This is a genomic window from Leifsonia naganoensis, from assembly GCF_013410615.1.
Classification (GTDB): Bacteria; Actinomycetota; Actinomycetes; order Actinomycetales; family Microbacteriaceae; genus Leifsonia; species Leifsonia aquatica.
On record NZ_JACCHJ010000001.1, the window covers coordinates 2,862,975 to 2,881,222 of the forward strand.

General features: G+C 70.8%; 20 protein-coding genes and 1 tRNA gene. 10 read left to right on the top strand and 11 right to left on the bottom strand.

Annotation, left to right across the window (positions count from 1 at the left end; translation table 11 throughout):
* The first annotated feature begins 35 nt into the window (after positions 1-35).
* On the top strand, positions 36-917 hold the full coding sequence (locus HNR14_RS13850) for a bifunctional methylenetetrahydrofolate dehydrogenase/methenyltetrahydrofolate cyclohydrolase (RefSeq protein ID WP_179701497.1): 882 nt from the start codon (positions 36-38) through the stop codon (positions 915-917).
* Positions 914-1,432, top strand: coding sequence for a YbaK/EbsC family protein (locus HNR14_RS13855; RefSeq protein WP_179701498.1), 519 nt, complete (start codon positions 914-916; stop codon positions 1,430-1,432). Before HNR14_RS13850 ends, HNR14_RS13855 begins: the two co-directional genes overlap by 4 nt.
* Before the next feature lies 1 nt (position 1,433).
* Here HNR14_RS13855 and HNR14_RS13860 read toward each other — a convergent pair whose 3' ends face one another.
* From HNR14_RS13860 to galT, 4 genes are read right to left on the bottom strand one after another with little or no spacing between them, the layout of a single operon-like run.
* On the bottom strand, positions 1,434-1,949 hold the full coding sequence (locus HNR14_RS13860; protein WP_179701499.1) for a gamma carbonic anhydrase family protein: 516 nt from the start codon (positions 1,947-1,949) through the stop codon (positions 1,434-1,436).
* 9 nt (positions 1,950-1,958) lie between these two features.
* Positions 1,959-2,774 (bottom strand): MBL fold metallo-hydrolase, encoded by an 816-nt coding sequence (locus HNR14_RS13865; protein ID WP_179701500.1) that lies wholly within the window; start codon positions 2,772-2,774, stop codon positions 1,959-1,961.
* Between the two features lie 58 nt (positions 2,775-2,832).
* Positions 2,833-3,993: a galactokinase gene (galK, locus tag HNR14_RS13870; RefSeq protein WP_179701501.1), complete on the bottom strand. Its 1,161-nt coding sequence runs from the start codon at positions 3,991-3,993 to the stop codon at positions 2,833-2,835.
* A complete protein-coding gene (galT, locus tag HNR14_RS13875) occupies positions 3,990-5,183 on the bottom strand; it encodes a galactose-1-phosphate uridylyltransferase (RefSeq protein WP_179701502.1) in 1,194 nt (397 codons plus the stop codon). The genes galK and galT overlap by 4 nt, the downstream gene beginning before the upstream one ends.
* Positions 5,184-5,264: 81 nt before the next feature.
* Here galT and HNR14_RS13880 point away from each other — a divergent pair, with 81 nt between their 5' ends.
* On the top strand, positions 5,265-6,056 hold the full coding sequence (locus tag HNR14_RS13880; RefSeq protein WP_179701503.1) for a DeoR/GlpR family DNA-binding transcription regulator: 792 nt from the start codon (positions 5,265-5,267) through the stop codon (positions 6,054-6,056).
* Between the two features lie 9 nt (positions 6,057-6,065).
* Entirely contained in the window at positions 6,066-7,001 is a 936-nt protein-coding gene (locus tag HNR14_RS13885; RefSeq protein ID WP_179701504.1) for an aldose 1-epimerase family protein, read from the top strand.
* On the opposite strand, the gene HNR14_RS13890 is transcribed toward HNR14_RS13885, so the two are convergent.
* Positions 6,980-7,684, bottom strand: a complete 705-nt coding sequence (locus HNR14_RS13890; RefSeq protein ID WP_179701505.1) for an SDR family oxidoreductase — start codon at positions 7,682-7,684, stop codon at positions 6,980-6,982. The two genes, HNR14_RS13885 and HNR14_RS13890, sit on opposite strands and share 22 nt — an antisense overlap.
* Positions 7,685-7,770: 86 nt before the next feature.
* Between HNR14_RS13890 and HNR14_RS13895 the strand changes: the two genes are divergently transcribed.
* Positions 7,771-8,352: a TetR/AcrR family transcriptional regulator gene (locus tag HNR14_RS13895; protein ID WP_179701506.1), complete on the top strand. Its 582-nt coding sequence runs from the start codon at positions 7,771-7,773 to the stop codon at positions 8,350-8,352.
* A gap of 51 nt (positions 8,353-8,403) precedes the next feature.
* On the opposite strand, the gene HNR14_RS13900 is transcribed toward HNR14_RS13895, so the two are convergent.
* Entirely contained in the window at positions 8,404-9,513 is a 1,110-nt protein-coding gene (locus HNR14_RS13900; protein ID WP_179701507.1) for a calcium:cation antiporter, read from the bottom strand.
* Positions 9,514-9,633: 120 nt separating this feature from the next.
* Here HNR14_RS13900 and HNR14_RS13905 point away from each other — a divergent pair, with 120 nt between their 5' ends.
* Both HNR14_RS13905 and HNR14_RS13910 read left to right on the top strand, forming a co-directional pair.
* Positions 9,634-10,272, top strand: coding sequence for a DUF4232 domain-containing protein (locus tag HNR14_RS13905; protein WP_179701508.1), 639 nt, complete (start codon positions 9,634-9,636; stop codon positions 10,270-10,272).
* Between the two features lie 22 nt (positions 10,273-10,294).
* A complete protein-coding gene (locus HNR14_RS13910) occupies positions 10,295-11,572 on the top strand; it encodes a chloride channel protein (RefSeq protein ID WP_343064490.1) in 1,278 nt (425 codons plus the stop codon).
* 51 nt (positions 11,573-11,623) lie between these two features.
* Here HNR14_RS13910 and HNR14_RS13915 read toward each other — a convergent pair.
* A tRNA-Lys gene (locus tag HNR14_RS13915) sits at positions 11,624-11,696 on the bottom strand.
* A gap of 59 nt (positions 11,697-11,755) precedes the next feature.
* Here HNR14_RS13915 and HNR14_RS13920 point away from each other — a divergent pair.
* From HNR14_RS13920 to HNR14_RS13930, 3 genes are all read left to right on the top strand, one after another.
* Complete coding sequence (locus HNR14_RS13920) at positions 11,756-12,388, top strand: DNA-directed RNA polymerase subunit beta (RefSeq protein ID WP_179701509.1); 633 nt, start codon at positions 11,756-11,758, stop codon at positions 12,386-12,388.
* A 204-nt stretch (positions 12,389-12,592) separates the two neighbouring features.
* A complete protein-coding gene (sigK, locus tag HNR14_RS13925; protein WP_021762532.1) occupies positions 12,593-13,153 on the top strand; it encodes an ECF RNA polymerase sigma factor SigK in 561 nt (186 codons plus the stop codon).
* Positions 13,150-13,935 carry an anti-sigma factor gene (locus HNR14_RS13930; protein ID WP_179701510.1) on the top strand — a complete coding sequence of 262 codons (786 nt, stop codon included), beginning with the start codon at positions 13,150-13,152 and terminating at the stop codon, positions 13,933-13,935. Before sigK ends, HNR14_RS13930 begins: the two co-directional genes overlap by 4 nt.
* 109 nt (positions 13,936-14,044) lie before the next feature.
* Here HNR14_RS13930 and pstB read toward each other — a convergent pair whose 3' ends face one another.
* The 4 genes from pstB to pstS form a co-directional block, all read right to left on the bottom strand.
* Complete coding sequence (gene pstB, locus HNR14_RS13935) at positions 14,045-14,824, bottom strand: phosphate ABC transporter ATP-binding protein PstB (RefSeq protein ID WP_179701511.1); 780 nt, start codon at positions 14,822-14,824, stop codon at positions 14,045-14,047.
* Between the two features lie 46 nt (positions 14,825-14,870).
* Positions 14,871-15,974: a phosphate ABC transporter permease PstA gene (gene pstA, locus HNR14_RS13940; RefSeq protein ID WP_021762529.1), complete on the bottom strand. Its 1,104-nt coding sequence runs from the start codon at positions 15,972-15,974 to the stop codon at positions 14,871-14,873.
* On the bottom strand, positions 15,974-16,921 hold the full coding sequence (pstC, locus tag HNR14_RS13945) for a phosphate ABC transporter permease subunit PstC (protein ID WP_179701512.1): 948 nt from the start codon (positions 16,919-16,921) through the stop codon (positions 15,974-15,976). The genes pstA and pstC overlap by 1 nt, the downstream gene beginning before the upstream one ends.
* A gap of 97 nt (positions 16,922-17,018) precedes the next feature.
* Positions 17,019-18,113, bottom strand: a complete 1,095-nt coding sequence (gene pstS, locus HNR14_RS13950; protein WP_179701513.1) for a phosphate ABC transporter substrate-binding protein PstS — start codon at positions 18,111-18,113, stop codon at positions 17,019-17,021.
* Positions 18,114-18,248 lie beyond the last annotated feature (135 nt).

Genomic DNA, 18,248 nt, shown 5'->3' on the forward strand with positions numbered 1-18,248 from the left:
ATCCGCGTACTCGGCGGTGTAACGACGGAGGAACTGTGACCGCACGAATTCTGGACGGCAAGGCCACGGCCGCCGCGATCAAGAGCGAACTGACCGAGCGCGTGACGCGCCTGCGCGAGCAGGGCGTCGTTCCCGGGCTCGGCACCATCCTGGTCGGTGACGACCCGGGCTCGCAGTGGTACGTCGCCGGCAAGCACCGCGACTGCGCGGAGGTGGGCATCGCCTCCATCCGCCGCGACCTCCCGGCCGACATCTCGCAGGCCGAGCTGGAGGCCGTGATCGAGGACCTGAACGCCGACCCCGACTGCACCGGGTTCATCGTCCAGCTCCCGCTGCCGCCGCACCTCGACACCGACGCGATCCTCGAGCTCGTGGACCCGGCGAAGGATGCGGACGGCCTGCACCCGACGAACCTCGGCCGCCTGATGCTCAACGTCAACCGGCCGATCAGCACGCCGCTCCCGTGCACCCCGCGCGGCGTCATCGAGCTGATGGAGCGGCACGGGATCGAGCTGAACGGCAAGCACGTCGTCGTCGTCGGCCGCGGCGTCACCGTCGGCCGCTCGATCGGCTCGCTGCTGACCCGTCGCGAGTACAACGCGACGGTGACGCTCACCCACACCGGCACCGTCGACCTCGACGAGCACCTGAAGCGCGCCGACGTGATCGTGGCCGCCGCGGGCGTCGCGGGGCTGGTCTCGGCCGAGAACGTGAAGCCGGGCGCGATCGTCCTCGACGTGGGCGTGAGCCGCGTGGAGGACCCGGTGACCGGCAAGAGCGTCGTCGCCGGTGACGTGGCTCCGGATGTCGCCGAGGTCGCCGCGTGGATCTCGCCGAACCCGGGCGGCGTCGGCCCGATGACCCGCGCGCTGCTGCTGCAGAACGTGGTCGAGTCCGCGGAGCGGGCGCTGGCATGAGCGGCGAGGGCGCCGAGCGCACGCATCCCGCCGTGGAGCGGGTCGAGTCGGCCCTCCTCGCGGCCGGCGTCGAGCCGCGGGTCCGCTGGTTCGAGGCGGCGACGCCGACCGCCGTCTCCGCCGCGGCCGAGCTGGGCGTGGAGGTGGGCGCCATCGCCAACTCCCTCGTCTTCACCATCGACGGCGAGCCGCTGCTCGTCATGACCTCCGGCGCGCACCGTGTGGACACGGCCTACCTCGGCGAGCAGCTGGGCGGCCGCATCCGTCGGGCCGATCCCGAGACGGTGAAGGCGGCCACGGGTCAGACCATCGGCGGTGTCGCGCCGGTCGGCCACCCCGCGCCTCTCCGCACGGTCGTCGATGTGGCGCTCGCGGGCTACCCCGAGGTCTGGGCCGCGGCCGGTCACCCGCACACGGTGTTCCCCACGACGTTCGCCGAGCTGGTGCGACTGACGGGGGGAGCGCCGGGCCCGGTCGAGCCGTCCGCGACGGACGCTTCGGCGACCGAAGCCTGAGTCAGCTCCGCGGGTGCGCCTCGACCAGGCGCAGGTAGGCGGAGGCGTTGCCGACGAGGCCCGCACGCTCCTCCTCCATGAGCTCTCGGCGGACCTTCCCGGGTACGCCGGCGACGAGGGATCCGGCCGGGACGACCGTCCCTTCGAGCACCACGGTCCCGGCGGCGACGAGCGACCCTGCCCCGATGACCGCGCCGTTGAGCACGGTCGCGTGCATCCCGATCAGCGCGCCGTCCTCCACCGTGCAGCCGTGCAGCACGGCGTTGTGGCCGACCGACACGTCGGCGCCGATCGTCAGCGGGTAGCCGGCGTCGACGTGGCAGGAGACGTTGTCCTGGATGTTGCTGCGCTCGCCGAGGACGATCTCCTCCGCTTCGGCGCGGAGCACCGCGTTGTACCAGACGCTCGACGCGGCACTCAGGCGCACGCGCCCGGCGAGGACCGCCCCGGGAGCGACGAAGGCATCGGGGGAGACGGTGGGCGCCGAGCCGTCGGCGAGGGTGACGAGGGTGCTCATCCCGTCAGCTTAGCCAGCGTGGGCTGCGCGCTCCCGGCTCTCGTCGACGACGATGAAGCGCTTGCGGACCACACGACCGTCGGGAGAGTCCGGCAGGTCGTCGAGGGCCGCGCGCACACGGTTCAGGATGCGCGGAGGCAGCTCGAGCGCGGGCTCGTCCGGCTGGTCGATCGTGCCGGGCGGGTAGGCCACGCCGGGCTCCGGCGACATCTCGATGTGCGCGCCCCGCAGCTCGCGCACGCGCACGGGCGCAGAGTCGCGGAACCGGATGAGCCGGTCGATCGTCGCGCTGTACTGCGCGCGGTCCCGGATGTAGAGGTGAGCGGGGAGCACGGTGTCCCCGGTGAACAGGATGCCGCTCCGGCGGTCGAAGAACACGACGGCGGACGGCTCGTGCCCCGGGCCGCCGATCACGTCGATCGGCCGTTGACCGAGGTCGAACTCCACGACCTCGTCCGGCCACGCGCGGAACCCGAAGAACGAGATGACCTGGGCCGGGGTGGTCCCGACCACCGTCGTCGCCGGTCGTGCCGCGAGCAGCGGGTCTCCCGCGATGTGGTCGCGGTGGGCGTGCGTGTGCGCGACGACCAGGGGATACGGCCGCAGGAACACCGCAGGGTTGCGTCGCAACCAGGTGTCGGTGAGCCGGTCGACCGTCGCGCGCAGCGGGAAGACGGACTCGTCCGCCGTGGCGCCTGTGTCGAGCAGGAGTGCGCGCCTCCTGCCGAAGAGCAGGAAGAGGAAGGGCGCCTCCCAGTGCGACGACTTCGGCTGCCGCAGCTGCACGGTGTCGGCGTCGAGCCAGGTGATCTCGGGATCCGTCATCCCCGCCATCTTCCTCCCGAACGGTTGCCGGGAGGTTAACGACGGGGATGAGGGGAGGTCAGCTCTCCCGGCGCGTGCCCTCCGACGGCACCACGGTGAAGAGGTTCGGCTGGCCGAAGCCGTGCTCGGCGAAGGCTCCGTCGAGCGCGACGAGCACCCGGCTGACCGCGTCGGACGGCACGAGTGCGATCGCCGAGCCGCCGAAGCCGCCGCCGGTCATCCGTGCGCCGATGGCGCCGTTCGACTGCGCCGTCTCGACGGCGAGGTCGAGCTCGGGCACGGAGATCTCGAAGTCGTCGCGCATGGAGGCGTGGGAGGCGTCGAGCAGCTCGCCGATCGCGGTCGGCCCCTGCTCGCGCAGGGTGCGCACGGTGTCGAGCACGCGCTGGTCCTCGGTGACGACGTGCCGCACCCGGCGGAAGGTCACGTCGTCGAGCAGCTCGCGGGCGCGGTCCAGGTCGGCGACCGAGACATCCCGGAGCGACTCCACGCCGAGCGCGGCGGCGCCGGCTTCGCACGAGGCTCGGCGTTCGGCGTACCCGCCGGTGGCGTGCGCATGCTCCACGCCCGTGTCGATCACGACGATCTCCAGCCCGGCCTCGGCCAGGCCCAGCGGCACGATCTCGGAGTGCAGCGTGCGGCAGTCGAGGAAGACGGCGGAATCCGGCTCGCCCAGCAGCGACGCGGACTGGTCCATGATCCCGGTCGGGGCGCCGACGGCCACGTTCTCGGCGCGCTGGCCGACACGGGCGAGGGTCTGCCGGTCGAGCCCGAGCCGCCAGACGTCGTTGAGAGCGAGGGCGACCGCACCCTCGATCGCGGCGGACGACGACAGCCCCGCGCCGACGGGGACGTTGGAGTCGATGAGCACGTCGAAGCCCGGAACGGCGGCCAGGTCGGCTCCGAACTCGCCGAGCGCCCACGCCACGCCGAGCGGGTAGGCCGACCAGCCGGAGAGGGCGCCGGGCCCGATCGCGTCGAGGTCGACCTCCACGAGCTCGTCGGCGAAGGTGCTGCCGACGCGGACGATACGGTCCTCGCGCAGCCCGAGCGCGGCCACCGTGCGGCGATTGATCGCGAACGGGAGGACGAATCCCTCGTTGTAGTCGGTGTGCTCGCCGATGAGGTTGACGCGGCCGGGGGACGACCACACGCCGTCGGGCTGGCGGCCGAACACCTCGGCGAAGTCGTCGCGGACGCCGGAGCGCAGATCGGTCATCGGTCGGCCTTTCGGTCGGAGGGAGCGGGTGGGACGGTGACGAGGCCGGAGATGCCGCGCGGCAGTTCGCCGACGGGGTTCTCGCGATCGGCGCGGGCGACGGCCTCGCGGAGAGCCTCGGCGGCCTTCTCGGGCGGAACGTCGCCGATCCACGCGCCCATCGCGGCTTCGGAGCCGGCCAGGAACTTCAGCTTATCCGCGGCGCGGCGGGGGGAGGTGATCTGCAGCATCAGGCGGATCTCGTCGCGGCGCACATCGACGGGCGCCTGGTGCCAGGCGGCGATGTAGGGGGTGGGGGAGTCGTAGAGCGCATCCACTCCCCGCAGGACGCGGAGGTAGAGCGTGGCGAGCTCGTCCCGCTCGGCGTCGTTCGTCTCGGCGAAGTCGGCGACGTGCCGGTGCGGGAGGACGTGGATCTCGATGGGCCAGCGGGCCGCGAAGGGCACGAACGCGGTCCAGTGCTCGCCGGCGAGGACGACGCGCTCGGAGGCGCGCTCGCGCTCCAGGATGTCGGCGAACAGCGTCGGACCGTATGCGTCGAGCGAGCGGATGAGCGCGTTGGTGCGTGGCGTGATGTACGGGTACGAGTAGATCTGGCCGTGCGGGTGGTGCAGGGTGACGCCGATGGCCTCCCCGCGGTTCTCGAACGGGAACACCTGTCGCACGCCGGGCAGCGCGGACAGCACCGCGGTGCGGTCCGCCCAGGCCTCGATGACCGTGCGGGCGCGGGAGGGCGTGAGGCTGCCGAAGGAGCCGCTCGTCGCCGGGCTGAAGCACACCACCTCGCAGCGCCCGACGGAGGTGCGCGTGCGGCCGAGCCCGACCTCCGCCAGGTCGTCGAGACCGAGGGGGGCGTTCGCATCCTCGAGCAGCGGCCCGAACGACGGCGACTTGTTCTCGAAGACCGCGACGTCGTACACGCTCGGGATCTCAGACGGGTTGCTCGGAGTGGCGGGCGCGAGCGGATCGAGCTCGGCGGGCGGCAGCATCACCCGGTTCTGGCGCGCGGCGGCGATCGACACCCATTCCCCGGTCAGCGGGTCCTGTCGCATGGTCGCCGTCGGCGGGCGCGGGGACGGCTCGCGGAGGTCGGGTGCGCGGTCGGGCGCGAGCGTCGAGTCCGCGTCGTCGTAGTAGATGAGGTCCCGGCCGTCGGAGAGGACGTGCGGGCGCTTGGTGATGGAAGCCATGCCAGCCTTTCGTTTCCGAAAGCAAATCTAGTCATTCGCTTTCGCATTGACAAGCAAACGCAAGCGGAACACGATGGGCGTATGAGCGAACCGCTGCCTGCCGCCCTCCGCCGGGAGCGCATGCTCGAACTGATCGGCCGCGCCGGCTTCGTCCGGGTCAGCGAGCTGAGCGAGGAGTTCCAGGTCTCCGACGTCACGGTGCGCAGCGACCTCGACGCCCTCGACGAGCGGCAGAGCATCCGCCGGGTCCACGGCGGCGCGGTCCTCCGTGGCACGGGGATGCGCGAGGCGAGCTTCGAGGAGGCCCTGGAGGCGTCGGCGGACGAGAAGCGGGCGATCGCGCTCGCCGCGGCCGCGCTCGTCGGCTCGGGGAGCAGCGTGCTGCTCGACGTCGGCACCACCACGGCGGCGATCGCGCGTGCCCTCGCCGACCGGGACGATCTCACCGACGTCACCGTGATCACCAACGGTCTGACGATCGCGCTCGAGCTGGAGCGCGCCATCCCTCGTTTCCAGGTCGTCGTCACCGGCGGCACGCTGCGGCCGCTGCAGCACTCGCTGGTCGAGCCGTTGGCCTCCAGCCTGCTCGAACGGGTGCACGCCGACCTCGCCTTCATCGGCTGCACCGGGGTCCACCCGGCCGGCGGCATCACCAACGTGAACCTGCCCGAGGCCGACCTGAAGCGCGCGATGGTGACGACCGCCGAGCGCGCCGTCGTCGTCGCCGACGGCTCCAAGCTCGGCCGCACGCACCTCGGACGCATCGCCGGCATCGACGAGATCTCGGCGCTCATCACCGGTGCCTCGGCGGCCCCTGAGGAGCTGTCCGCGCTGCGCGAAACCGGTCTGCCGGTCACCGTCGCCGGGGCCTAGGCTGTGGCCATGCGTGCACCCACCGGCGACCAGTACGACATCGAATTCGGCGACCTGAGCGCGACCGTCACCCAGGTGGCGGCGGGGATCCGCACCCTGCGCTACGCGGGCGTCGACCTCACGGAGCCGTTCCCGGAGGAGTCGACTCCGCCCTCCGCCGACGGCATCGTGCTCGTCCCCTGGCCCAACCGGGTCAAGGACGGCCGGTGGGAGCTCGACGGTGTGGCGCAGCAGCTCGCGCTCACCGAGCCGCAGCTCGGCAACGCGAGCCACGGCCTCCTGCGCTACCAGCCGTACACGCTGGTCGCGCGCACCGACTCCTCCGTCACGCAGGCGGCGAGTATCTACCCGCAGGCGGGCTATCCGTTCCTCCTCGACACGACGGTCGAGCATGAGCTGGACACCGAGGGCCTCACGGTCACCCACACGATCGTCAACCGGGGCGAGCGCGCCGCGCCGGTCGCCGTCGGCGCCCACCCGTACCTGCGGATCGGAGAGGTCCCTGCCGAGCAGCTCACGCTGACCGTGACGGCGGCCTCGCGGTTCGAGACCGACGACCGGCTCAATGTGGCGGGCGAAGTGCCCGTCGCCGGCACGCGCTTCGACCTCTCGGCGGGGGCGCGCGTGAGCGACCTGGACGTGAACGACGGCTTCGGCGGGCTCGCCGAGCGGCCGGAGCACGTGCTCGCGGCCGACGACGGCCGTCGCGTGATCCTCTGGAGCGATCCGGCGTTCGCCTACGTGCAGGTGTTCACGCACCGCTCTTTCGCGACGAAGTCGCCGGGGGAGGTCGCGCTCGCGGTCGAGCCGATGACGGCGCCGGCCAACGCCCTCAACACCGGGCAGGGTCTCCACTGGATCGAGCCCGGCGAGGAGTGGACCGTGTGCTGGGGCATCCGGCCCGAGGGCTTCGCCGCCTCGTCCTACTTGGCCAGCTGGGGGTAGAGGGCGCGCACGTCCTCGTGGAGCTTCGACTTCACGTGGCGGGCTACGTCGCCGACGATGGCCTCCGCGTCTCCGGCGGCCACCGCATCCAGAGCCTCGTCCACGACCTGCGTCGGCGGGACCTTCACGCCCTCCGCGTTCGCGGCCATCTCCGTGTCGACGTAGCCGACGTGCACTCCGACGACCTGGATGCCCTGCGGCGCCAGCTCGACGCGCGCGGAGTTGCTCGCCGACCACAGCGCGGCCTTGGTCGCACTGTACGAGCCGAGCGCGAGCCAGCTCAGCGCGGAGTGCATGTTCACGATCGCGCCGCCGTCGTTCTGCGCCAGCACGGGTGCGAAGGCGCGCGTGACCAGGACGGGGCCCCAGAAGTTGGTGTCGAACTCGCGGTGGATCTCGTCGAGGTCTCCCGAGATGAGCGACTGGTTCACGGCGATGCCGGCGTTGTTGACCAGCACGGTCACATCGCTCGCGATCTCGGCAGCGCGCCGGATGCTCTCGGGGTCGGTCACGTCGAGCGCGAGGGGGACCACTCGGGGGTCGTCGCTCGTGACGGTCTCGGGGTGGCGCGCGGCCGCGTAGACCTTCGCGACGCCGCGCTCGAGCAGCCCGGCGACGAAGGCGGCTCCGAGTCCGCGGTTGGCTCCGGTGACGAGGGCGGTGCGTCCGGTGAGGTCGGTCATGGTTCCTCCAGAAGTAAACAGGTCGGTGTACTCGAAATGTACACCGATCGGTTTACTTTGTCCACCGCCGCCCATAGAATCGGCTCATGACCACCGCCACCGTCGAGCCCCGGCCCAAACCGCGCGAGCGCGTGCTCGCCGCCGCCGCCCGGCTCTTCATCGGCGAAGGCGTCAACGCGGTCGGTGTCGACCGGATCGCTCAGGAGGCCGCGGTCTCCAAGCGCTCGATCTACCAGCATTTCGACGGCAAGGACGCGATCGTCGCCGAGATGCTGCGCGAGTACGGACCGCGTGTCGTGGCCGGCTACTTCACCGAGAGCGACGACCTCAGCCCGCGCGAGCGCGTCCTGCACGTCTACGACGCGCTGCACGCCGCGGCCGAGGCGAGCGACTTTTTCGGCTGCCCGTTCGTCAACGTCGCCACCGAGCTGCGCGACCGCGAACATCCTGCCGCGCTGGTCGCGCAGCACTTCAAGGGTGAGCTCACCGCCTTCTTCGAGCGCCAGGCCGTCGCCGCCGGGGCGTCGGAACCGCACCTTCTCGCCGTGCAGCTCACGCTGCTCTTCGACGGCGCCTCCGCGAGCGCGGCGCTGTGCGGCGGGACCCCGGTCGCCGCACGCCGTGCTGCCGAGCAGCTCTTCGACGCGGCGGTCAGCGCCGGCCGGTGATGGCCCGCCAGTCGCCGGCGTGGCCGTCCGCGATCAGACGACGCAGGTAGGTCACGGCGCGATCGACAGGAAGATGAAGGCCGCGAACAGGATGAGGTGGATACCGCCCTGCATCCGCACCGCACGCCCCGGCATGAGCGTCAGGATGCTGACGGCCACGGTGAGGGCCAGCAGCACGATCTGACTCGCGCCGAGACCGAGATGCAGCGCACCGGGAAGCCAGATCGAGGCGACGGCGATCACCGGGATGGTGAGGCCGATGCTGGCGATCGCGGATCCGAGTGCGAGGTTGAGGCTCGTCTGCATGCGATTGAGCTTCGCCGCCTTGGCGGCCGCGATGCCCTCCGGCAGCAGCACCAGCAGCGCGATGATCACACCGACGAACGACTGCGGCAGCCCGACCGCGGTGACGGCGCGCTCCAGCGGCGTCGACTCGAGCTTCGCCAGCCCGACGACCGCGACGAGGGCGACCAGGAGGAGGCCGAGGCTGATCAGCGCGGTGCGGTTCGACGGCCGCTCGGCGTGGCTGTCCTCGTCCTCCTCGTTGCCGTTGCCCTCACTGGGCTTCAGGGCGACCGGCAGGAAGAAGTCGCGATGCGCGAAGGTCTGGGTGAAGACGAACATCGCGTAGAGGGAGATCGAGGCGAGGGCTGCGAACACCAGCTGGCTCGGCGAGAACTGCGGGCCGGGTGTCTCGGTGAACGTCGGCACCACCATCGTCAGCGTCGCCATCGCGGTGACGGTGGCGAGGGCCGCGCTGCTGCCCTTGGGATTGAACGAGGTCATCGACCCGCGGCTGGAGCTGAGGAGCAGGGAGAGACCGACGATTCCGTTCATCGTGATCATCACGGCGGAGAAGACGGTGTCGCGGGCGAGCGTCTCGGAGTCCTTGCCCGAGGTCATCAGCGTCACGATCAGCGCCACTTCGATCACCGTCACGGCGACCGCGAGCACCAGGGAGCCGAAGGGTTCGCCGACCCGGTGGGCCACGACCTCCGCGTGCTGGACCGCCGCGAGCACGGTGCCGCCGAGCACGAGCGCGATCAGCACGACCGCCCAGGGCTGGAGCTCGACCGTCCAGAAGGCGACGAGCAGGATGACGCCGATGATCGGGACGACGACCGCCCAATAGCGGGTGAGCCAGGATGCGATCGCTTTCATAGGTCCATCCTGCCAGGGCGCGTCTCCACACCACATGGGTGCTTTCGCTCCGGCGACCGATCCGGGCGACACCCGGCGCGCTGCCACGGCTGCCGCCTCCCGTGCTGGTGGGATGGGCGCATGGCCCGCTCACGGATCCTCTCGTCCCGCCCCGCCGCCCCGCGTCTCGTCGCTGCCGCGCTCGCCGCCGGCGCTCTGGTCCTGGCCGTCGCCGGGTGCTCGGCGTCCGGCTCGCCGACCTCGACACCGACCGCGTCGACGTCGACCTCCACGTCGACCGCGACCTCGACACCGCGACCGACCGGCACCAGCAGCTCGGCGCCGGTCGATGGGCAGTGCGACACGGGGTCGCTGAGCGGCAGCATCCAGCCCGGCGGAGGCGGTGCGGCGGGCAGTGTGGAGGTCACGCTCGTGCTGACCAACAACGGCAGCGCGCAGTGCGCGCTGCAGGGTTGGCCGGGAGTGTCGTTCGTCGGCGACGGCAACGGCACCCAGCTCGGTGCACCGGCCGACTTCGACCGCAGCGCGCCGCACCCGACGGTGACCCTGCAGCCGGGCGGCACCGCGCAGGCGGCGCTCAAGATCGTGCAGGCGGGGAATTACTCGGAGTCGGAGTGCGACCCGAAGCAGGCGGACGGTTTCCGCGTCTACCCGCCCGGCTCGACGGAGTCCCTCTTCGTGAAGGATTCGGACGTCACCGCGTGCCAGTCGAGCTCCATCTCTCTGCTGACGGTGAAGGCACTCGTTCCGGGCGCCTGACCGCCTCCGTTACGCTGAGCGGGTGACTTCCGCCCGAGCCGTGCGTCGTCCCGGCGCTCCGTCCTGGGTGATCCGTCTCGTCGTCGTCACCGCCCTCGTGGGTGTGGGCGGAGGCATCGGCGGCGCCTTGGTCTACCTCGCGCTGCACGCGATCCAGCATCTGGCGTTCGGCTACTCGGAGGGCTCGTTCCTCGAAGGGTTGCAGGAGGCCCCGCCCGTCAGCCGTGTGGTCGCGCTGGTGGTCGCCGGAGTGATCGGCGGCGTCGGCTGGTGGCTGCTCCGGTGGTGGGGGCGGCGTCGCCCCGATCACGCCGTCGTCTCGGTGGAGGCGTCGGTCGGAGGCCGCCGGATGCCCGGCATCGTGACGCTCGTCAACGCCGCCCTCCAGATCGTCATCGTCGGCCTCGGCGCCTCCATCGGCCGCGAGGTGGCGCCACGGGAGGTTGCGGCGCTCTGGGCAGGCTGGCTCTCCGACCGTGCGGGCGTGACAGCTCGCGAGCGCCGCATCCTGGTGGCGTGCGGCGCCGGAGCCGGCCTGGCCGCCGTCTACAACGTGCCGCTCGGCGGTGCCGTCTTCGCCGTCGAGATCCTGCTGGCCGAGGTGAGCTTCGCCACCATCCTGCCGGCCCTCGCGACCTCCGCGATCGCCGCACTCGTCGCCCGCATCGTCGTGCCCGCGAACCCGCTCTACGCCGTGGGGCAGGTGCCGCTCTCGCCGACGATCGTGCTCTGGTCCGTGCTCGCCGGACCCCTGCTCGGGTTCGCCGCCGTCGGGTTCGTGAAGCTCGTGGGCTTCGCGCAGCGCCACCGCCCGAGATCGTGGGGCATCCTCATCGTCATGCCGCTCGTCTTCGCGGCCGTCGGCGTGGTCTCGCTGTGGCTCCCCGCCATCCTCGGCAACGGGAGGTCGCTCGGCCAGCTGGCCTTCACCGCTGCGATGCCGGTGCTGCTGATCTTCGCCATCACCGTGGTGAAGACGGCGTCGACCGCGGGCACGATCGGTGCCGGTGCCGCCGGTGGCACCCTGACCCCCTCCCTGGCGATCGGTGCCGGTCTGGGCCTGACGATCGGGGCGCTCTGGAACCTGATCTGGCCGGGCGCTCCGCTCGCCGGATTCGCCCTCATCGGCGCCGCGGCCTTCCTCGCCGTCACGATGCGGGCGCCGTTCACCGCCCTGGTGCTCGTCATGGAGTTCACGAACCAGGGCCTCCAGCTCCTCGCCCCGATCATGCTCTGCATCGCGGGCGCCGTCGCAGTCGGCTATCTCATGGAGCGCGGCCGCGTCACGGGCGTCGCGTAGCGACCCGCACGGGAGGCGAGAGCGGCGCTCGTCCGCGCCGCGAACACGAAGTGGGCCCGGTGGGGCTCGAACCCACGACCCGCGGATTAAAAGTCCGATGCTCTGCCAACTGAGCTACAGGCCCGATCGCTGACTAATCTACCGTGGATCGCACCCGTCCCGCGCACGGGGGAGAATGGGGCAATGGCGGAACGACACCACAAGCCGGTCACCTTCCCTGGCGGGATGTTCGAGGCGTTCCTGGGCGGGGAGGACCCCGCCCAGATCAGCCGCGTCGCGCACGAGACGGCCCGCGCGCTGCTCGCCCGCGTGCGCGAGAACCCCGACCCCGAGGTCGTCGACCGGCTCGTCGCGTACACCGACGCGAACGGGATCGACGCGCTCGCTGAGCTCTGGTCGCGGTCCAATCCTAAGAGCCTGCCCGGTGCCCTGTGGCGCATCTACCTGCTGCGGCTGCTGATCCGCCAGGACGCCGAGGGCACGGCACTGCTGTACCAGCGCGGCACCGAGGTGCTCACCTCCATCGACCCGGTCGTCGCGGGGGCGCCCACGCCGGCGGGGCCCGCCGAGATCACCGAGCTCGCCGACCGCATCCTGCGCGGGCTGTTCGAGGGCGACTTCGCGGGCGCCCTGGACCGCGCCGCCGCGTTCTGCCGGGTGACGGCAGCGGGCGCGGCCGCCGTGGCGGACGACCGCGACGTCGTGCTCGACACGGATCGCGCGGCCGAGCTCACTACGCGCGCTCTGCGGTTCACCACCACGGCGGAGGAACTGGCGGCGTGTGCCCGCCTCTGGCGCTCCGACTCCCTCGACTGATCGGCCACTCAGCGGATTCCCCGTTCTCGGGCGGCGAACGACACGCCCTGGAGGTCCGCCGCGGCTTGTGTACTATTGATGAAGCCGGGCCGCAGTAACCCCGGGCTCCAAAACTTGCCGCTCCGAGCGGCCTCGCGCCGAGAGGCGTTCTGCGGCCCGGCACTACTGTCCCCCGCACCGGACAGCTGACAGAGCGGAGACGACGTGGACGACGCCGCGGCGCCGGATCTGGACGACCTCCTCGTTCGCACCGCCACGGGCGACCAGCACGCGTTCTCCACCCTTTACGACCACACCGCGGCGCGCGTCCTCGGCCTGATCCGCCGCGTCCTCATCGACGCCGCGCAGTCCGAGGAAGTCGCCCAGGAAGTCTTTCTCGAGGCATGGCAATCCGCTTCGCGTTTCGATCCGAACAAAGGTCGAGCGATGACGTGGATCATGACGATGGCCCACCGTCGAGCGATCGACCGGATCCGGGCGTCCCAGGCGTCCCGCGACCGGGACACCGCCGTGGGCATCCGAGACCTCCCCACGGCGTACGACCAGGTGGCCGAGACGGTCGAGGTCCGGATGGAGAGCGAGAGAGTGGAGGTGGCCATGGCGACGCTGAGCGAGGCGCAACGTCAAGCGATCACGCTCGCCTACTACGGCGGCCTCAGCCAGAGCGAGGTCGCGGCGGAACTGGGCATTCCATTAGGCACAGCGAAGACACGGCTGCGCGATGCGATGATACGGCTGCGAGAGGAACTGGGGGTGACACGATGACCGACGAGACCCGGCCGACACCCGCGCGCCTCGGCGCCGAACTGGGCGCCGAGAACGAGCAGGAGGCGCGCGACTTCGAAGACGTCGCGGCCCAGCTCGGCCTCGCCGCGGAGCCGGTCACCCCTCGACCGGAGCTCAAGGCCGCGCTGTTCGCCGCCATCCAGACGACCCCGCAGTTGCCGGCCGAGCCGGAGGCGGCTCCCGCACCCGTTCTCACGCCTGTGCCCGCCCCGGAGGCCGTGCAAGCCGCACCCACGGCTCCCGCCGCCCCGGAAGCACCAGCCCCGGAGGCCACCCCGGCCGAGCGCACGGCTCAGCGCCGCTGGTTCGCCCGCCCCGCGATCATCGCCGCCTCTGCGGCGGCGGCCGTCATCCTCTTCTTCGGTGGAACCATCGTCGGCGGGACCATCGCGGGCAACGACTCCACCCAGCAGCAGGCGTCGGCACTCGCCCAGATCAACGCCGCCCCGGACGCCCAGCGTGCGAGCGCGGCCGTCACCGGCGGCGGCACGGCGACCCTCGTGTGGTCGGCTCAGCTCGGCACCTCCGCGCTGATCGCCAACGACCTGCCGAACCTCCCGAATGACAAGACCTACGAGCTCTGGTACATCCGCGACGGCAAGGCGACCTCGGCCGGAACGATGGATGCCGCCGGCGCGGGCTCGACCTGGAAGGTGCTCGCGGGCACCATGAAGGCAGGCGACACGGTCGGCGTCACGGTCGAGCCGAGCGGCGGATCGCCGCAGCCGACCACCAACCCGATCGTCGCCATCCCCTCCTGACGACACGACCGCGCAGCCGGCCGCCGAAAATGCGAAAAGTGCGCCGATCCCCCTCGGATCGGCGCACTTTTCGCGTGCTCGGCGGCCGCTCGGCCGGCCGGTCGCGGGATCAACCGAAGCGGCCGGAGACGTAGTCCTCGGTGGCCTGCACGCTCGGGTTGGAGAAGATCTGGTTCGTGTCGTTGTACTCGATGAGCTTGCCCGGCTTGCCGGTGCCCGCGATGTTGAAGAAGGCGGTGCGGTCCGAGACGCGCGAGGCCTGCTGCATGTTGTGGGTCACGATCACGATCGTGTAGTCGTCCTTGAGCTCCTCGATGAGGTCCTCGATCGCGAGGGTCGAGATCGGGTCGAGGGCCGAGCAGGGCTCGTCCATCAGGAGCACGTCGGGGGAGACCGCGATCGCGCGGGCGATGCACAGACGCTGCTGCTGGCCGCCCGAGAGGCCGGAGCCGGGGAGGTTGAGGCGGTCCTTGACCTCGTTCCAGAGGTTCGCGCCGCGGAGCGACTTCTCGACCAGGTCGTCGCTGTCCGGCTTCGACATGCGGCGGTTGTTGAGCTTGACGCCGGCGAGCACGTTGTCGCGGATGCTCATCGTCGGGAACGGGTTGGGTCGCTGGAACACCATGCCCACCTGGCGGCGGACGAGCACGGGGTCGACGCCGGAGCCGTAGAGGTTGTTGCCGTCGATCAGCACCTCGCCGTCGACGTAGGCGCCGGGGATGACCTCGTGCATCCGGTTGAGGGTGCGGAGGAACGTCGACTTGCCGCATCCGGACGGGCCGATGAACGCGGTGACCGTGCGGGGCTCGATGGTGAGCGAGACCCCCTCCACAGCGAGGAACTTGCTGTAGTAGACGTTCAGATCGTTGACTTCGATGCGCTTGGACACGTTTTTCCTTGTCTGCGTTGGTTCGAGAAGCTGTGGGAGGCCGGGGTCAGCGGCCGTACTTGGGGGCGAAGGCCTTCGCGATGATCCGGCCGACGAGGTTCAGGAGCATGACGATGATGATCAGGGCGAGCGCGCCGGTCCAGGCCCGGTCGATCGAGTCCTGGGCGTGCAGGCCCGCCGCCTGCGTGTACTGCGTGTACACGAACACGGGCAGGCTCATCATGCGTTCGCTGAAGAGGTCGTAGTTCATGCTGGTCGTGAATCCCGCGACGATGAGCAGCGGCGCGGTCTCACCGATGACGCGGGCGATCGCGAGCATGATGCCCGTGACGAGGCCGGCGAGCGAGGTCGGGAGGATCACCTTCAGCACGGTCAGCCACTTCGGCACGCCGAGCGCGAGCGAGGCCTCCCGCAGCTCGTTCGGGACGATCCGCAGGATCTCCTCGCTCGAGCGCACGACGACCGGGATCATCAGCACCGACAGTGCGACGGATCCCATGAACCCGTTGCGGATGGCCGGCCCGAAGAACAGGGCGAAGAGGGCGTAGGCGAACAGGCCGGCGACGATCGACGGGATGCCCGTCATCACGTCGACGAAGAAGGTGATGCCGCGGGCGAGCATCCCGCGCCCGTACTCGACGAGGTAGACCGAGGTCAGCAGGCCGATCGGCACCGAGATGAGTGCCGCCATGGCGGTGATCAGCAGGGTGCCGGTGATCGCGTGCAGGGCGCCGCCGCCGGCACCGATGACGTTACGCATCGACTCCGAGAAGAAGGCGATGTCGAAGCGGGCGAGGCCCTGGGCGATCACGGTCCAGCCGAGCGAGATGAGCGGCAGCAGGGCGATGATGAACGCCGTCGCCACCAGCGAGGTGATCAGGCGGTCCGTCGCCTTGCGCCGGCCCTCGACCAGCAGCGACGTCGTGTAGATCGCGACATCGAAGAACACGGTGCCGAAGAAGACCGCCCCGACGATGTTGAAGTCCTTCGTGATGCCGCTCGCGGCCAGGATGGCGAAGATCGCGCCGAAGACGATCCACGACGCGACGAGCATCGTCCAGGGCGACCAGCGGGGCAGCTTGCCGGCCGTGTAGGAGTTGGCCAGGGGCCGCGGTGCGGCGGTGGCGGTGGCGGTGGTCGTGGCGGCCATCAGTTCGCTCCCGAGAAGGCCTTGCGGCGGTTGACGATGTACCGGGCGAGCATGTTGATCAGCAGGGTCACGACGAACAGCACCAGGCCGGAGGCGACGAGGGCGTTGACGCCGATGCCCGTCGCCTCGGGGAACTGCAGGGCGATGTTGGCGGCGATGGTGTTCGGGCTCTGCGCCTGCAGCACCGCGAACTTGACCACCAGGGCGGGGGAGAGCACCATCGCGATCGCGAGCGTCTCGCCGAGGGCGCGGCCGAGGCCGAGCATGATCGCGGAGATGATGCCGCTGCGGGCGAAGGGCAGGACGGCCATGCGGACCATCTCCCACCGCGTCGCGCCGAGGGCGAGCGCGGCCTCCTCGTGGAGGCGCGGCGTCTGCAGGAAGATCTCGCGGCAGATGGCGGTCATGATCGGGATGACCATGACGGCCAGGACGACCGCCGCGGTCAGGATGGTGCGGCCCGTACCGGAGACCGGCGGGGCGAAGAAGGGGATCCAGCCGAGGTAGGTGCTCAGCCACACGTAGAACGGCTGCACGAACGAGGCGAGCGTCGCGATGCCCCAGAGACCGAAGACGACCGACGGCACCGCCGCGAGCAGGTCGATGATGTAGCCCAGGGTCTGGGCGACCCGGCGCGGGGCGTAGTGCGAGATGAAGAGGGCGATGCCGATGGAGAGCGGCGTCGCGATGAGGAGCGCGATCAGGGCGGCCCAGATGGTGCCGAACACCAGTGGCCACACCCACGACCAGAAGTTCGTGGCGTTGTTGGGCAGATCGCCCGCACCGGCGAAGAGGGCCGGGATGCTCTGGACGACGAGGAAGATCGCGACCGCGGCCAGGATGGCGAGGATCAGGGATCCCGCGACGACGGTGCTGGTGGAGAAGACGCGGTCGCCGAGGCGGACCTTCGCTCTCGGTCTGATGGCTCCTGCGGTTCCGGCGGTCATTCGTGGCTTTCTCTCATCGGGTTTCCCGCGCGAGGCGGGTGAGGGGAGACGCACGCTCGGCCCGGGCTGCAGACAGCCCAGGCCGAGCGGCGGGGTGTTACTTGATGCTGGCGACGGCCTTGCTCACCTTGGCGGCGAGGTCGGTCGCGAGCGGGGCGGAGCCGGCCTGCTCGGCGGCGGCCTTCTGCGCGTCCGCGCTGACGATGTAGTCGACGTAGCCCTTCACCAGGTCGGCCTTGGCGGAGTCCTTGTACTCCTGGCAGGCGACGATGTAGGAGACGAGGACCAGCGGCCAGTCGCCCTTCTTGTCGGCCTTGCGGTCGATCGCGATGGCGAGGTCGTTGGCGGTGCGGCCATCGGCGATGGGCGAGGCGGCGACGACCGCGGCCGCACCGTCGGCGCTCAGCTTGGTGTAGGTGTCGCCCACCTTGAGCTGCGCGATGGAGAGACCGGCCGAGCCCGACTCGTCGATGTACGTGATCGAGTTCTTGGCGTTCTTCGTGGCGTCCGCGACACCCGAGGTGCCCTTGGCGGCGTCACCGACCTGGAACGGGAAGGTCTGCGAGGCCGGGGCGGTCCAGACGTCCGCGGCGTTGGCCGCGAGGTACTCGGTGAAGTTCTGGGTGGTGCCCGAGTCGTCGGAGCGGTGCACGACGGTGATCGGGGCCGACGGGAGCGTGGCGCCCGAGTTCTGGTCCTTGATCTTCGCGTCGTCCCAGGTGGTGATCTTGCCCGAGAAGATGCCCGCGATGGTGTCGGCGTCGAGCTTGAGGTCCTTCACGCCGTCGACGTTGTACGCGATGGCGATCGGGGAGATGTAGACGGGGAGGTCGATGCCCTTGCTGCCGGCGGCGCAGCCCGCGAAGTCGGAGGCGAGCTCCTCGGTCTTGAGCGCGGCGTCGGAGCCGGCGAAGTCGGCTGCGCCTGAGATGAAGGACTTGCGGCCGGCGCCGGAGCCCTGCGGGTCGTAGTTGATGGTGACCTTGGGGTTGGCCTCCTGGAAGCCGGCGGCCCAGACGGTCTGCGCGGCGCCCTGGGCGGACGAACCGATGCCGTTCAGCGTGCCGGAGAGGTTGGAAGGCGCGGCCGACGTGGTCGACGGGGTGCTGCCCTCGTTCGACGCGCACGCGGTCAGAGAGATGGCGGCAGCGGCCAGAACGGCCAGAGGAGCGCCAAGACGCTTCAGTTTCACAGTTGTCCCTTCCGGGGATCAGTAACAACAGGACGGGGTCGGTGCGACCCGCGTGTGACGCTATTCCCGGTGTCTGACCAGCGTCCCCCGCAACGGTAAACGGAAGGTGAACGAGGGGTGTTTTCTTCGTCGGCG

Bases quoted from the DNA above. Each gene is read 5' to 3' on its own strand.
- HNR14_RS13855 (WP_179701498.1), top strand. From the start codon at position 914: ATGAGCGGCGAGGGCGCCGAGCGCACGCATCCCGCCGTGGAGCGGGTC.
- pstA (WP_021762529.1), bottom strand. From the start codon at position 15,974: ATGGCCGCCACGACCACCGCCACCGCCACCGCCGCACCGCGGCCCCTG.
- pstC (WP_179701512.1), bottom strand. From the start codon at position 16,921: ATGACCGCCGGAACCGCAGGAGCCATCAGACCGAGAGCGAAGGTCCGC.
- HNR14_RS13920 (WP_179701509.1), top strand. From the start codon at position 11,756: ATGGCGGAACGACACCACAAGCCGGTCACCTTCCCTGGCGGGATGTTC.
- galK (WP_179701501.1), bottom strand. From the start codon at position 3,993: ATGACCGATCTGCGCTCCGGCGTCCGCGACGACTTCGCCGAGGTGTTC.
- HNR14_RS13905 (WP_179701508.1), top strand. From the start codon at position 9,634: ATGGCCCGCTCACGGATCCTCTCGTCCCGCCCCGCCGCCCCGCGTCTC.
- HNR14_RS13865 (WP_179701500.1), bottom strand. From the start codon at position 2,774: ATGACGGATCCCGAGATCACCTGGCTCGACGCCGACACCGTGCAGCTG.
- HNR14_RS13880 (WP_179701503.1), top strand. From the start codon at position 5,265: ATGAGCGAACCGCTGCCTGCCGCCCTCCGCCGGGAGCGCATGCTCGAA.
- HNR14_RS13895 (WP_179701506.1), top strand. From the start codon at position 7,771: ATGACCACCGCCACCGTCGAGCCCCGGCCCAAACCGCGCGAGCGCGTG.
- HNR14_RS13885 (WP_179701504.1), top strand. From the start codon at position 6,066: ATGCGTGCACCCACCGGCGACCAGTACGACATCGAATTCGGCGACCTG.
- galT (WP_179701502.1), bottom strand. From the start codon at position 5,183: ATGGCTTCCATCACCAAGCGCCCGCACGTCCTCTCCGACGGCCGGGAC.
- HNR14_RS13930 (WP_179701510.1), top strand. From the start codon at position 13,150: ATGACCGACGAGACCCGGCCGACACCCGCGCGCCTCGGCGCCGAACTG.
- HNR14_RS13860 (WP_179701499.1), bottom strand. From the start codon at position 1,949: ATGAGCACCCTCGTCACCCTCGCCGACGGCTCGGCGCCCACCGTCTCC.
- HNR14_RS13890 (WP_179701505.1), bottom strand. From the start codon at position 7,684: ATGACCGACCTCACCGGACGCACCGCCCTCGTCACCGGAGCCAACCGC.
- HNR14_RS13900 (WP_179701507.1), bottom strand. From the start codon at position 9,513: ATGAAAGCGATCGCATCCTGGCTCACCCGCTATTGGGCGGTCGTCGTC.